This window comes from Brachybacterium horti (assembly GCF_054777615.1).
Genome location: NZ_BAAHAM010000001.1, coordinates 1 through 13,816, shown reverse-complemented (window position 1 = coordinate 13,816; position 13,816 = coordinate 1). Strand labels below are relative to the sequence as shown.

Genomic DNA, 13,816 nt, shown 5'->3' with positions numbered 1-13,816 from the left:
ATGCCTCGCATTCCCCTGACCTGGCTCGCCGAGCACACCACGCTGCCCGCCGGCACCAGTGCCCAGCAGGTCGCGACCGACCTCTCCCGCGTGGGCCTCGAGGAGGAGGCGATCTTCGGCGCGCAGGTGACCGGCCCCCTCGTGGTGGGCCGCGTGCTCGCGCTCGTCAAGGAGCCGCAGAAGAACGGCAAGACCATCAACTGGGTGCGCGTCGACGTCGGTCCCGAGCACAACGAGGACCTCGACGACCCGAAGGACCCGCAGCCCGGCGAGGAGCGCCCCAGTCGCGGCATCATCTGCGGCGCGCACAACTTCGTCGAGGGCGACCTCGTCGTCGTCTCCCTGCCCGGCACGGTGCTCCCCGGCGACTTCGCGATCGCCGCGCGGAAGACATACGGCCACACCTCCGACGGCATGATCTGCTCGGGCGACGAGCTGGGTCTCGGCCCGGATCCCGACGGCGAGGACGGCATCATCGTCCTCGGCCGCGGGCACGCGAAGGGCCTCACCGGCGAGCCCGGCGACGACGCGATCGCCCTGCTGGGCCTGGCCGACGAGGTCGTCGAGATCAACGTGACCCCGGACCGCGGCTACTGCTTCGCCATGCGCGGCGTGGCCCGCGAGTACTCCCACGCGACCGGCGCCGCCTACACGGACCCCGCGCTCACGGTCGAGGTCCCGTCCCTCGCCCCCGGCGGCGTCGCCGTCGAGCGCCGTGACGACGCCCCGCTCCGCGGCGTCCAGGGCTGCACCCGCTTCGTGGCCCTCGAGGTCACCGGGGTGGACCCCTCCGCGCAGACCCCGCGCTGGATGGCCCGCCGCCTCACCCTCGCCGGCATGCGCCCGATCTCCCTGATCGTCGACGTGACGAACTACGTGATGCTCGACCTCGGCCAGCCGCTGCACGCCTACGACGCGGCGACGCTCAACGCGCCGATCGTCGTGCGCCGCGCCCGGGCGGGGGAGACGCTCACGACCCTCGACGACGTGGAGCGCACGCTCGATGCCGAGGACCTGCTCATCACCGACGGGGCGGACGCCTCGCGCGTCCTCGGCCTCGCCGGCGTCATGGGCGGCGCCTCCACCGAGGTCTCCTCGAGCACCACCGACATCGTCCTGGAGGCCGCGACCTTCGATCGTGTGAGCGTGGCCCGCACCGCGCGCCGCCACCGCCTCCCCTCCGAGGCCTCCAAGCGCTTCGAGCGCGGCGTGGACCCGCGGCTGCCGCTGATCGCGGCGACCCGGGCTGCGCAGCTGATCGTCGAGCACGGCGGCGGCACGATCGCCCGCGAGGTCACCGATGACGGCACCGTCACGGACCCCGCCCCGATCCGCCTCGCGCGCGACGCGGCCGAGCGCCTCGTCGGCATCCCCTACACGGCGGAGCAGGTGCGTGGAAGCCTCGAGCAGATCGGGTGCGAGGTCGAGCCGGACGGTGAGGACCACCTCGTGGTCACGCCGCCCTCCTGGCGGCCGGACCTCCTCCTCGCCGAGGACCTCGTCGAGGAGATCGCCCGCCTCGTGGGCTACACGGAGATCCCCTCGGTCCTGCCCACCGCCCCGGGCGGCCGCGGCCTCACCGTCGCGCAGCGCGCCCGCCGCTCCGCGCAGCGCGCCCTCGCCGAGGCCGGCCTCGTCGAGGTCAAGGTCTCCCCGTTCGTGCCCGTGGACGTCCACGACACGCTCCGCTACGCGGCCGACGACGAGCGCCGCCGGGCGGTGCGCCTGCTGAACCCGCTCGCCGAGGACGAGCCGCTGCTGCGCACCTCGATGCTGCAGAGCCTGCTCCCCACGGCGCGGCGCAACCTGGGCCGCGGCGAGGAGTCCGTCGCGATCTTCCAGCGGGGCTCCGTGTTCCGCGCCTCCGGCGGGGGCGTCGCACCGGTGCCCGCCCCGGCGACGCGTCCCAGCGAGGCGGAGCTCGCGGCGATCGCCGCGGCGCTGCCGGAGCAGACCTCCGTCCTCGGCGCCGTGCTGGGCGGGCCCTCCGGCCCGGACTCCTGGCAGGGAGCCCCCGAGGCGTGGGGCTGGACCGATGCGCTCGACCTCGCCCGCCGGGCCGCCGCCGCGGTGGGTGCGGAGCTCGAGGTGCGGCAGCGGGAGATCGCCCCGCTGCACCCGGGCCGCGGTGCCGAGCTGCGTGTCCTCACCTCCGCGGGCGACTCCGTCGTCGTGGGTCTCGCGGGTGAGCTGCACCCCTCGGTGATCAAGGCGTTCGGTCTGCCCGCGCGCACCGCCGCGTTCGAGCTCGACATCGAGGCGGTCATCGCCTCGGCCCCCGCCGTGGTGCTGGCCGCACCGGTGCCCACCTTCCCGCCGGCGAAGGAGGACTTCGCCTTCGTGGTGGAGGAGTCCGTGCCGGCGAGCGCCGTCGAGGCCGCGATCCTCGTGGGCGCGGGCGATCTCGCCGAGCGCGTCCACCTGTTCGACGTCTTCACCGGCGAGCAGGTGGGCGAGGGCCGCAAGTCGCTCGCCTTCGCGGTGCGACTGCGCTCCGCCGAGGGGACTCTCGGCGCGAAGCAGATCGGCGCCGTGCGCGAGAGCATCGTGGCGGCGGTCGCGAGCGCCGTCGGCGGAGAGCTGCGCGCCTGAGCCGACGGCTCGCCGGGCTGTGGGGCGGTTCGATCTCCGAGGTGCCGCCCGTCAGCCCGGCGGGCGCCGGGCCGAGCGGCTCGACTTGGGAGAACATGCAGCAGTGTGTATACAATTGCCTCATGTCTGCCGAGCCCGCTCCCGCCGTCGTCCCGACCCCCGCCGCCCCGGCGGGCCGTCGCCTGCGGGCCGCGATCGTCGGCGCCTCCGGTTACGCGGGCGGTGAGGCCCTGCGCCTGCTCTCCCAGCACCCGCTCGTGGAGGTCGCCACGCTCACCGCGCACTCGAGCGCGGGCCGGCACCTCTCCGAGGTCGCGCCCCACATCGACCTCGGCGCCGACCTCGTGCTCCAGGAGACCACGGTCGAGGTCCTGCGCGGCCACGACGTCGTCGTCCTCGCGCTGCCCCACGGGGAGTCCGGTCGGATCAGCGCCGAGCTGCGCGCCGAGGACCCGGACGTGCTCGTCCTCGACCTCGGCGCGGACCACCGCCTCGAGAGCGCCGAGGACTGGGCGGAGTACTACGGCACCGAGCACGCGGGCACCTGGACCTACGGCATGCCCGAGCTCCCGCTCGCCACCGGGCCCAGCCAGCGCGAGCTGCTCGCCGGCGCCCGCGAGATCGCCGTCCCCGGCTGCAACGCGACCGCCGTCTCCCTCGCCCTCGCCCCGCTCGTGCGGGCCGGGCTCGTGGACGCCACCGCGCTCTCCGCGGTCCTGCCCGTCGGCTACTCCGGCGCCGGGCGCAGCCCCCGGCAGCACCTCCTGCTCACGGAGGCCGGCGGCGGCGCGCGGCCCTACGGCGTGGGCGGCACGCACCGCCACATCCCGGAGATCCTCCAGAACCTGCGCCGCGCCGCGGGCGAGGACCCGTCCCGGCGCCTCACCTTCACCCCCGTGCTCGTGCCCTTCAGCCGCGGCATCCTCGCCGTGTGCACCGCCCCGGTCGCCGAGCGGACGACGACGTCGGACCTGCTCGCCGCCCTCGACGGCGACTACGGCTCCGAGCACTTCGTGACCGTGCTGCCCGAGGGCGTCGTCCCCGCGACCCAGGAAGTCGTCGGCGCGAACACCCTGCGCGTGGGCGCCGCGGTGGACCGCCGCAGCGGCCAGGCCACCGTCATCGCCGCGATCGACAACCTCGTCAAGGGCACCGCGGGCGCGGCGATCCAGTCGATGAACCTCGCCCTCGGCCTGCCCGAGGCGACGGGCCTCGTCCGCACCGCGCTCGCCCCCTGATCCCGCCGGCCCCCAGGCCCGCCGATCCCGAACCACCGCTCCACCCCGCGAAGGACCTCACCGTGTCGATCACCCGCCCCCAGGGATTCCGCGCCGCCGGCCTCGCCGCCGGCATCAAGGCCAACGGCCGCCGCGACCTCGCGCTCGTCGTCAACGACGGCCCGCGCGACACCGCCGCCGCCGTGTTCACGAGCAACCGCGTGCAGGCGGCGCCCGTGCTGTGGTCGCGCCAGGCCGTCGCGGACGGCCGTGCCCGCGCGGTGGTCCTCAACTCCGGCGGCGCGAACGCCTGCACCGGCCCCGAGGGCTTCGCGGACGCCCACCGCACCGCCGAGCACCTCGCGGGCGTCCTCGGCGTCTCCGCGCAGGACGTCCTCGTCTGCTCCACCGGGCTGATCGGCGAGCGCCTGCCGATGGAGCCGCTGCTCTCCGGGGCCGGCGCCGCCGTCGACGCGCTCGACGCCGGCGAGCAGGCGGACGCCGCCGCCGCGCAGGCGATCATGACCACCGACACGGTCCCCAAGACCGCCGAGGTCGTGCTGCCCTCGGGCGTCGTCGTCGGCGGCATCGCCAAGGGCGCGGGCATGCTCGCCCCGCAGCTCGCGACGATGCTCGTCGTGCTCACCACCGATGCGGACGTCGACGCGGCCACCGCCCAGGAGGCGCTCGCCGCGGCGACCCGCACCACCTTCGACCGGGTCGACTCCGACGCCTGCATGTCCACCAACGACACCGTCATCCTGCTGGCCTCCGGGGCGAGCGGCACCGCGGTGGACGCCGCGGAGCTCGGCGAGGCCGTGCGCGCCGTGAGCGCCGACCTCGCCCGCCAGCTCGTCGCCGATGCCGAGGGTGCGAGCCACGACGTGCACGTCGTGGTCCGCTCCGCGAGCAGCGAGGACGCCGCGCTCGCCGTGGCCCGCGAGATCGCCCGCTCGAGCCTCGTGAAGACCGCGATCTTCGGCAACGACCCCAACTGGGGCCGGATCGTCTCCGCCGCCGGCTGCGTGCCCGAGACGGTCGCCCCCTTCGACGTCGCGGACCTCTCCGTCACCGTCAACGGCGTCGAGGTGTGCCGCGGCGGGGGCGCCCACCGCGACCGCTCCGAGGTGGACATGACCCCGCGGGAGACCGTCATCGAGGTGGACCTCGGGGCGGGCGCCGCGGAGGCGGACATCTGGACCAACGACCTCACCCATGCCTACGTCGAAGAGAACAGCGCGTACTCCTCATGAGCGGCACCACCGCATCGACGGGCAAGAACCCCCTCACGGAGCTGACCCCCGCGCAGGAGGGCGCCCGCGCCAAGTCCGAGATCCTGATCGAGGCGCTGCCCTGGATGCAGCGCTTCGCGGGGAAGATCGTCGTCGTCAAGTACGGCGGCAACGCGATGATCGACGAGGAGCTGCGCCGCGCCTTCGCGGCGGACGTCGTCTTCATGCGCCAGGCCGGCATCCACGTGGTCGTCGTCCACGGCGGCGGTCCCCAGATCAACGCCATGCTGCAGCGCGTCGGCATCGACTCGGAGTTCCGGGCCGGCCTGCGCGTGACCGACGACGAGACGATGGACGTGGTCCGCATGGTCCTCGTCGGCAAGGTCGGCCGGGAGCTCGTGGGCCTCATCAACGGCCACGGCCCCTCCGCGATCGGCATGTCCGGGGAGGACGCCCGGCTCTTCTCCGCCGTCCGCCGCGGCGCCGTCGTCGACGGCGAGCAGGTGGACCTGGGCCACGTCGGCGCGGTGACGCAGGTGCGTCCCGAGTCGATCCAGGACCTGCTGGACGCCGGGAGGATCCCGGTGGTCTCCTCGATCGCCCCGGAGATCGACGAGGACGGCGAGCCGACGGGCGCCGTGCTCAACATCAACGCCGACCTCGCCGCGGCCGCGCTCGCCGCGGGGCTCGACGCCGAGAAGCTGGTGGTCCTCACCGACGTCGAGGGCCTGTACCGGGACTGGCCGGACCGCGACTCCCTCATCCCGGAGATCGCCGCGAGCGAGCTGAAGGCCATGCTGCCCACGCTCACCGCGGGCATGATCCCCAAGGCGGAGTCGCTGCTGGACGCCGTGGACGCCGGCGTGCGCACGGCCGCGATGATCGACGGCAGGATCGCCCACGCCCTCCTGCTCGAGGTGTTCACCGACAAGGGCGTGGGCACGATGGTGAGGAGGGACGACTATGTCTGAGCAGAGCACAGCCACCGGCGCCGAGGAGTTCGCGCAGCGCTACTCCCGGTCCCTGATCGGCGTCTTCGGCGCGCCGCAGCGCGTGCTCGTGCGCGGTGAGGGCGTGCACGTCTGGGACGCGGACGGCAACCGCTACCTCGACCTCCTCGGCGGCATCGCCGTGAACGCCCTCGGCCACGCCCACCCCGACGTCGTCGCGGCGCTCGGCAAGCAGGCGGAGACCCTGGGGCACGTCTCGAACTTCTTCGCGACGCCCACCCAGATCGAGCTCGCCGAGCGGCTGCTGCAGCTCGCGCAGGCGCCGGGCGGCTCCGGGGTGTTCTTCACGAACTCCGGCACCGAGTCCAACGAGGCCGCCTTCAAGATCGCCCGCCGCACCGGTCGGCCGCGGATCATCGCCCTCGAGCGCTCCTTCCACGGGCGGACGATGGGCGCCCTCGCCCTCACCCACAAGGAGGCCTACCGCGCCCCCTTCGAGCCGCTGCCCGGCGGCGTCGAGTTCCTCCCCGCGGAGGACCTCCCCGCGCTCGAGGCAGCGCTCGCCACCGGGGACGTGGCCGCCGTCGTGCTCGAGCCGATCCAGGGCGAGGCCGGCGTCATCCCGCTCACCGAGGCCTACCTGCGCGGCGTCCGGGAGCTCACCGCCGCCCACGGCACGCTCATGATCCTCGACGAGGTGCAGACGGGGATCGGCCGCACGGGGGAGTGGTTCGCCCACCAGCGCTTCGAGGGCATCGTCCCGGACGTCATGACCCTCGCCAAGGGCCTCGGCGGCGGCTTCCCGATCGGCGCCGTCGTCACCTTCGGCGAGCACGCCAGCACGCTGCTGTCCCCGGGCCAGCACGGCACGACCTTCGGCGGGAACCCGCTCGGCGCGGCCGTCGCCCTGGCCGTCCTCGGCACGCTCGCCGAGGAGGACCTCCTGGCCGCCGCGCGCACCCTCGGGGCGCACATCACCGCCGAGGTCGCGGCGCTCGCCGAGCGGGATGCGCGCGTCGAGGGCAGCCGCGGCGCCGGGCTGCTGCAGGGCATCGCGCTCGCCGCCCCGATCGCGCCGCAGGTGGTGACCGCGGCCCTCGAGGCCGGCTTCATCGTCAACGCCGCGAATCCCTCGACCATCCGCCTCGCCCCGCCGCTCGTCGTCACCGGCGAGCAGCTGACGAGCTTCCTCACCGCGCTGCCCGCGCTGCTGGACCGCGCCGAGCAGCTCACCGCGGGCACCGACCCCACCCCCGAGAAGAGGTCCTGACATGCCCCGCCACTTCCTGCGCGACGACGACCTCGCCCCGCACGAGCAGAAGGAGGTCCTCGCCCTCGCCCTCGAGCTCGCCGCGGACCGCTTCGCGCGCCGGCCCTTCGAGGGGCCGCGCACCGTCGCCGTCCTGTTCGACAAGTCCTCCACCCGCACCCGGGTCTCCTTCGCGACGGGCGTCGCCGAGCTCGGCGGAAGCCCTCTGATCATGGAGGCGGGCTCGAGCCAGCTGGGCCGCGGCGAGTCGATCGCGGACACCACCCGCGTGCTCACCCGCATGGTCTCCACGATCGTGTGGCGCACCTTCGGCCAGGACCGGATCCGCGAGATGGCGGCGCACTCCACGGTGCCCGTGATCAACGCGCTCACGGACGAGTTCCATCCGTGCCAGATCCTCGCGGACCTCGTGACGATCGCCCAGCACACCGGGGGCCTCTCGGGTCCCGACGAGCCCGCGCTCGCCGGCCGCTCCCTCGCGTACCTCGGCGACGGGGCGAACAACATGGCGCACTCCTACCTGCTGGGCGGCGTGACCGCCGGGATGGACGTGCGCATCGCCGCTCCCGCGACCCACCTGCCCGACGGCGCGATCGTGCGCCGTGCCCAGGAGATCGCCGCCCGCACGGGCGGCGCGGTCACCGTGACCGACGACCCCGAGGCCGCCGCGCGCGGCGCGAGCGCCGTCGTCACCGACACCTGGGTGTCCATAGGGCAGGAGGGCGAGGCCGGCCGCGGCGAGGAGACCTTCCACCGCTACCAGGTCACCGAGCACCTCATGGACCTCTCCGGTGGGGTCTTCCTGCACTGCCTGCCCGCGTACCGGGGCAAGGAGGTCGCCGCCTCGGTGATCGACGGGCCCCGCAGCGTCGTCTGGGACGAGGCGGAGAACCGCCTCCACGCCCAGAAGGCGCTCATGACCTGGCTCGTCGAGCACCCGGACGCGCAGAGCGCCGAGCACGCCCTGCCTCGACGATCGAGCCGTCCGTGACGGAGACCCGGCGCGGCCTCGCGCAGACCAAGACCTCCCGACAGCAGCGGATCGCCTGGATCCTCACCCGCCAGGAGGTGGGCTCGCAGTCCCGCCTGGCGGAGCTCCTGGCGGACGAGGGGATCGAGGTCACCCAGGCCACCCTCTCGCGGGACCTCGTGGAGCTGCAGGCGGAGAAGGTCCGCGGCTCCTCGGGCAGCCTCGTGTACCGCACCCCTCCCGAGGGGGCGCTGCTCCGTCCCGCCGGCACCACCGGCGAGTCGGAGGTGCTCGAGGCGCGGCTGCCGCGGCTCGCGGAGGGCCTGCTCGTCTCCGCCGAGGCGAGCGCGAACCTCGTGGTCGTGCGCACCCCGCCGGGGGCGGCGCAGTATCTCGCCTCCGCCCTGGACCGTTCGGTGATGCCGGACGTCCTCGGTACCATCGCGGGGGACGACACGGTGCTGCTGATCGCGCGCGACCCCCTCGGCGGGGAGCGCCTCGCGGCGCGGCTGCTCGAACTCGCGGACGGCCGAGCCGGCGCCGAGGATCCCGCCCCCTGACCCTGTCGCCCGCCCTGCCCCGCGGCACGACATGCATGACCAGAACGACCGGAACCACCCCCAAGGAGCATCACCCGTGACCGAAAAGATCGTCCTCGCCTACTCCGGCGGCCTCGACACCTCCGTCGCCATCGGCTGGATCCACGACGCCACCGGCGCCGACGTCATCGCCTGCGCGGTGGACGTGGGCCAGGGCGGCGAGGATCTCGAGGTCATCCGCCAGCGCGCGCTGGACTGCGGCGCCGTCGAGGCGTACGTGGCCGACGCCCGCGACGAGTTCGCGGAGGAGTACTGCATGCCGGCCCTCAAGGCGAACTCCCTGTACATGGACGCCTACCCGAACGTCTCGGCGATCTCCCGCCCGGTGATCACGAAGCACCTCGTGAAGGCCGCGAAGAAGTTCGGCGCGACCACCGTCGCCCACGGCTGCACCGGCAAGGGCAACGACCAGGTGCGCTTCGAGGTCTCGATCACCTCGCTCGCGCCCGAGCTCAAGTGCATCGCCCCCGTCCGCGATCTCGCCCTGACCCGCGACCGCGCGATCGAGTACGCCGAGCGCAAGGGCCTGCCCATCGCGACGACGAAGCACAACCCCTTCTCGATCGACCAGAACGTGTGGGGCCGCGCCATCGAGACCGGCTTCCTCGAGGACATCTGGAACGAGCCCACGAAGGACGTCTACAACTACACCGACGACCCGGCCTTCCCGCCGGTCGCCGACGAGGTCGTCATCTCCTTCGAGCGCGGTGTGCCGGTCGCGATCGACGGCCGCACGGTCACCCCGCTCGAGGCGATCCAGGAGATGAACCGTCGGGCGGGCGCCCAGGGCATCGGCCGGATCGACATCGTCGAGGACCGTCTCGTGGGCATCAAGTCCCGTGAGGTGTACGAGGCACCCGGAGCGATGGCCCTGATCACCGCGCACCAGGAGCTCGAGCGCGTGACCCTCGAGCGCGAGCAGGCCCGATTCAAGCGCCAGGTGGGCGACCGCTGGACCGAGATGGTCTACGACGGCCAGTGGTTCTCCCCGCTGAAGAAGTCCCTGGACGCCTTCATCGAGGACACCCAGCGCTACGTGAACGGCGACATCCGCATGACGCTCCACGGCGGCCGCGCGACCGTGACCGGTCGTCGCAGCGAGACGGGCCTGTACGACTTCAACCTCGCGACCTACGACGAGGGCGACACCTTCGACCAGGCCAGCGCCCGCGGCTTCATCGACATCTACGGTCTCGCCGCGAAGCAGGCGGCGGCGCGCGACGTGGCCCTCGGCAACGGCGAGGACCTCAGCACCGAGGACGCGAAGTGACGTCGGCCCCCTCCTCCGATCCCGCCGGCGCCCCGGGCGCCTCGGCGGCCCTCTGGGGCGGCCGCTTCGGCTCGGGGCCGGCGGCGGCGCTCGCCGCGCTCTCGAAGTCCACGCACTTCGACTGGCGGCTCGCCCAGTACGACCTGCGCGGCTCGAAGGCGCACGCGAACGTGCTGCATGCGGCCGGGCTGCTCTCCGAGGACGAGCTGACCCGCATGCAGGAGGCGCTCGACGTGCTCGCGGCCGACGTCGCCTCGGGGGCGTTCGCCGCGGCGGAGGACGACGAGGACGTGCACACGGCCCTCGAGCGCGGTCTCATCGAGCGCGCGGGGACGGAGCTGGGCGGCAAGCTGCGCGCGGGCCGCTCCCGCAACGACCAGATCGCGACCCTCATCCGCCTGTTCATCCGTGACCAGGCGCGCGCGGTGGGGGACCGGGTGCTGGATCTCGTGGAGGTGCTCCTCGAGCGCGCCCGCGAGGTGCACGGCGTCCCCATGCCGGGGCGCACGCACCTCCAGCACGCGCAGCCGCTGCTGCTGAGCCACCACCTGCTCGCCCATGCCTGGCCGCTGCTGCGGGACGTGCAGCGCCTGCGGGACCTCGACGCCCGCACGGCCGTGTCCCCGTACGGCTCGGGCGCGCTCGCCGGTTCGAGCCTGGGGCTGGACCCGCAGGCCGTCGCCGCGGAGCTCGGCTTCGCGGACTCGGTGTGGAACTCGATCGACGGGACCGCCTCGCGGGACCTCACGGCGGAGTTCTCCTTCGTGCTCGCGATGATCGGCATCGATCTCTCGCGCCTCGCGGAGGAGGTCATCCTGTGGAACACGAAGGAGTTCTCCTTCATCACGCTGGACGACTCCTTCTCCACCGGCTCCTCGATCATGCCGCAGAAGAAGAACCCGGACATCGCGGAGCTCGCCCGCGGCAAGGCCGGGCGCATCGTCGGTGACCACGTGGGCCTGCTGACCACGCTCAAGGCGCTGCCGCTCGCGTACAACCGCGACCTGCAGGAGGACAAGGAGCCGGTCTTCGACCAGGTGGACTCCCTGGATCTCGTGCTGCCGGCATTCACCGGGATGATGGCGACGCTCGTGTTCCACACGGAGCGCATGGCGGAGCTCGCCCCGCAGGGCTTCTCCCTCGCGACGGACATCGCGGACCATCTCGTGCGCGCGGGGGTGCCCTTCCGCTCGGCGCACGAGATCTCCGGCGCCTGCGTGAAGGCCGCGGAGGAGCAGGGCAAGGAGCTCTGGGACCTCACGGATGCCGAGCTCACGGGGATCTCCGAGCACCTGGACCCCTCGGTGCGGGAGGTGCTCTCCGTGGAGGGCTCGATCGCCTCGCGCGATGCGAAGGGCGGCACCGCCCCGGTGCGTGTGGCCGAGCAGGGCGACGCCGTCGAGGCGTCCCTGGGGGAGCTGCGCGGCTTCACCCGGGACCGCTGAGCTGCGCGGCCGCGTCCCGCTGACGCACCGCCGTCCCACCGCCGACGGGCGTCGACCTCCGGGTCGGCGCCCGTCGGCCGTCCTCGCTCTCCTCCTCGGCGTTCGCCTCCCGGCGGCGCCGCCCGCGAAATGCCGTCGCGCCCCGGTCCGGGCCTGGGGGACAATGGACCGCGGCGCCCGATCGGGCGCCGCCAGCAACCCTGGAGAGGAACCTGATCGATGCAGACCGTCCTGGACGACCTCGACTGGCGAGGACTCGTCGTGCAGACCACCGGGCGCGAGGCGCTCGGCAGCGCTCTGGCGGACGGACCGATCAGCCTCTATTGCGGCTTCGACCCGACCGCCGCCTCCCTGCACGTCGGCCACCTGACCCAGGTGCTCACGATGCGGCGCTTCCAGCTCGCGGGGCACCGGCCCTTCGCCCTCGTGGGCGGGGCGACGGGTCTGATCGGTGACCCGCGGATGTCCGGGGAGCGCGTCCTGAACGACGAGTCGGTCGTCGCCGGCTGGGTGGAGTCGCTGCGCGGGCAGATCTCCCGCTTCCTCGACCTCGAGGGGGAGTTCGGCGTGCAGATGGTCAACAACCTCGACTGGATCGGGGAGATGAGCGCCCTGCAGTTCCTCCGGGACATCGGCAAGCACTACCGCATGGGGACGATGCTCGCGAAGGAGACGGTCGCGCGCCGGCTCGCGAGCGACGAGGGCATCAGCTACACGGAGTTCAGCTACCAGGTACTCCAGGGCACCGATTACCTCGAGCTGCACCGTCGCCACGGCGTCACCCTGCAGTACGGGGGCAACGACCAGTGGGGGAACCTGCTCTCGGGAGTGGATCTCATCCACAAGGTCGAGGGCCACGACGCCCACGCGATGACCACCCCGCTCGTCACCAAGGCTGACGGCACGAAGTTCGGCAAGAGCGAGGGCGGGGCGATCTGGCTGGACGCGGAGCTGACGAGCCCGTACGCCTTCCACCAGTTCTGGCTGAACGCGGCCGACGCCGACGTCATGAACTACCTGCGGTTCTTCACGTTCCGTGAGCGGGAGGAGCTCGCCGAGCTCGAGCAGGCGACGCTCGAGGCGCCGCATCGCCGCGCGGCGCAGAAGCTCCTCGCCCAGGACATGACGACCCTCGTGCACGGGCAGGGGGCGACGGACCAGGCCGAGGCCGCCGCTGCTGTCCTGTTCGGCAAGGGGGACGTGCGCTCCCTGGACGAGCCGACGGTCCGCGCGATCGCCGGCGAGCTGCCCGGCGCCGAGCTCCCGGGTCACACGCCGCTCGTGGACGCGTTCATCGCCGCGGGGATCGTCGACTCCAAGGGCGCCGCGCGACGCGGGGCCGACGAGGGCGGTCTCTCGGTGAACGGCGAGAAGATCGCGCCCGATCAGTTGACCGGAGAGATCGGCGCGCTGTCCCCGCTCCCCGGTGGCCACCTGCTCCTGCGGCGCGGCCGCAAGAGCGCGGCGATGGTCCGCCTCGCCGGCTGATCGCGGTCACCACCTTCTGGACGCCCCCGTCCGCACCCACCGGTGCGGGCGGGGGCGTCCGTCGTCGGTGCGATGCGGTGCGGTGCCGGCCGTGCGCCGACCGGGAGAGAGCATCCGCGGAACAGTGCCCGGCGAGGGTGGACGGCTCCGCGGATAGCACGACGACGTACCCGCCCGCACTTTTTGTCGCCCCGACGTGAGGCCACTCTCAAGGCTAGGTCACATCCACGTGAGCAAGGGATGACGCAGGGCCAGGAAAGTAGCCCTGACCTGCGCGGATAACCTCTACGCCGGGTGAATCGGGGGTGAACGATGCGGTTTGACGCCCCGCTCCGGTGCCCGTAATGTTTTCTCTTGTCAGCGCGACGGACGCCGAGACGGACGGACCGCCCCCGAGAGGGAGCGGGGACGGACGAGGAGGCCGACGGAGCACGGGCCCGATCTCTCGAGGATCGGCCGCACGGAGCGGGACACGGAAGGATCGCAGCGCGATCAGGAAGTGACCCGGACCACGCGGGTCGGAGTTGCGAAGGCCCCGAGGAACTGCTAGAGTAGTGACTCGCGCCGGAACGACGACGAGACAGAGTCGCCGAGCGGTTCATCCGAACGGCGCAGCACCTCGAAGTCCCACCGTTAACGGTGTGGTGACGATGTGTGCGTGTTGCTTGATATCTCAATAGCGTGTCTATTTGTTGATGCCAATATTTGATTGGCAGAATATACGGATGATTAGCAGTTACATGCTGGTTGTTTGTTTTTTTGTCAGGTTTATAGTTTTTCATG

The 13,816-nt window shown here is 72.9% G+C and carries 10 protein-coding genes; all 10 read left to right on the top strand.

Translation table 11 applies throughout. The annotated features are described in order from the left end of the window. The 10 genes from pheT (at position 1) to tyrS (ending at position 13,033) form a co-directional block, all read left to right on the top strand. Positions 1 to 2,592: a phenylalanine--tRNA ligase subunit beta gene (pheT, locus tag ACYVAP_RS00050; protein ID WP_498859035.1), complete on the top strand. Its 2,592-nt coding sequence runs from the start codon at positions 1 to 3 to the stop codon at positions 2,590 to 2,592. Positions 2,593 to 2,714: 122 nt separating this feature from the next. Then, the gene (gene argC / locus ACYVAP_RS00045; RefSeq protein ID WP_498859034.1) at positions 2,715 to 3,830 is read left to right on the top strand and encodes an N-acetyl-gamma-glutamyl-phosphate reductase; all 1,116 of its coding nucleotides are present in this window, start codon (positions 2,715 to 2,717) and stop codon (positions 3,828 to 3,830) included. 62 nt (positions 3,831 to 3,892) lie between these two features. Further along, entirely contained in the window at positions 3,893 to 5,062 is a 1,170-nt protein-coding gene (argJ, locus tag ACYVAP_RS00040) for a bifunctional glutamate N-acetyltransferase/amino-acid acetyltransferase (protein ID WP_498859033.1), read from the top strand. Next, entirely contained in the window at positions 5,059 to 6,012 is a 954-nt protein-coding gene (gene argB, locus ACYVAP_RS00035; RefSeq protein WP_498859032.1) for an acetylglutamate kinase, read from the top strand. Before argJ ends, argB begins: the two co-directional genes overlap by 4 nt. Next, complete coding sequence (locus tag ACYVAP_RS00030) at positions 6,005 to 7,261, top strand: aspartate aminotransferase family protein (protein WP_498859031.1); 1,257 nt, start codon at positions 6,005 to 6,007, stop codon at positions 7,259 to 7,261. The genes argB and ACYVAP_RS00030 overlap by 8 nt, the downstream gene beginning before the upstream one ends. A 1-nt stretch (position 7,262) precedes the next feature. Continuing rightward, on the top strand, positions 7,263 to 8,252 hold the full coding sequence (argF, locus tag ACYVAP_RS00025) for an ornithine carbamoyltransferase (RefSeq protein ID WP_498859030.1): 990 nt from the start codon (positions 7,263 to 7,265) through the stop codon (positions 8,250 to 8,252). Further along, positions 8,249 to 8,791 carry an arginine repressor gene (locus ACYVAP_RS00020; protein WP_137770292.1) on the top strand — a complete coding sequence of 181 codons (543 nt, stop codon included), beginning with the start codon at positions 8,249 to 8,251 and terminating at the stop codon, positions 8,789 to 8,791. Before argF ends, ACYVAP_RS00020 begins: the two co-directional genes overlap by 4 nt. A gap of 76 nt (positions 8,792 to 8,867) precedes the next feature. Then, positions 8,868 to 10,100 carry an argininosuccinate synthase gene (locus ACYVAP_RS00015; RefSeq protein ID WP_137770293.1) on the top strand — a complete coding sequence of 411 codons (1,233 nt, stop codon included), beginning with the start codon at positions 8,868 to 8,870 and terminating at the stop codon, positions 10,098 to 10,100. Continuing rightward, positions 10,097 to 11,545, top strand: a complete 1,449-nt coding sequence (argH, locus tag ACYVAP_RS00010; RefSeq protein WP_498859029.1) for an argininosuccinate lyase — start codon at positions 10,097 to 10,099, stop codon at positions 11,543 to 11,545. The genes ACYVAP_RS00015 and argH overlap by 4 nt, the downstream gene beginning before the upstream one ends. A gap of 219 nt (positions 11,546 to 11,764) precedes the next feature. Then, positions 11,765 to 13,033: a tyrosine--tRNA ligase gene (tyrS, locus tag ACYVAP_RS00005; RefSeq protein ID WP_498859028.1), complete on the top strand. Its 1,269-nt coding sequence runs from the start codon at positions 11,765 to 11,767 to the stop codon at positions 13,031 to 13,033. Positions 13,034 to 13,816: the final 783 nt, after the last annotated feature.

Excerpts from the sequence above, each read along its gene's own strand:
- pheT (WP_498859035.1), top strand. The coding sequence starts at position 1 with ATGCCTCGCATTCCCCTGACCTGGCTCGCCGAGCACACCACGCTGCCC.
- argC (WP_498859034.1), top strand. The coding sequence starts at position 2,715 with ATGTCTGCCGAGCCCGCTCCCGCCGTCGTCCCGACCCCCGCCGCCCCG.
- argB (WP_498859032.1), top strand. The coding sequence starts at position 5,059 with ATGAGCGGCACCACCGCATCGACGGGCAAGAACCCCCTCACGGAGCTG.
- ACYVAP_RS00030 (WP_498859031.1), top strand. The coding sequence starts at position 6,005 with ATGTCTGAGCAGAGCACAGCCACCGGCGCCGAGGAGTTCGCGCAGCGC.
- argF (WP_498859030.1), top strand. The coding sequence starts at position 7,263 with ATGCCCCGCCACTTCCTGCGCGACGACGACCTCGCCCCGCACGAGCAG.
- tyrS (WP_498859028.1), top strand. The coding sequence starts at position 11,765 with ATGCAGACCGTCCTGGACGACCTCGACTGGCGAGGACTCGTCGTGCAG.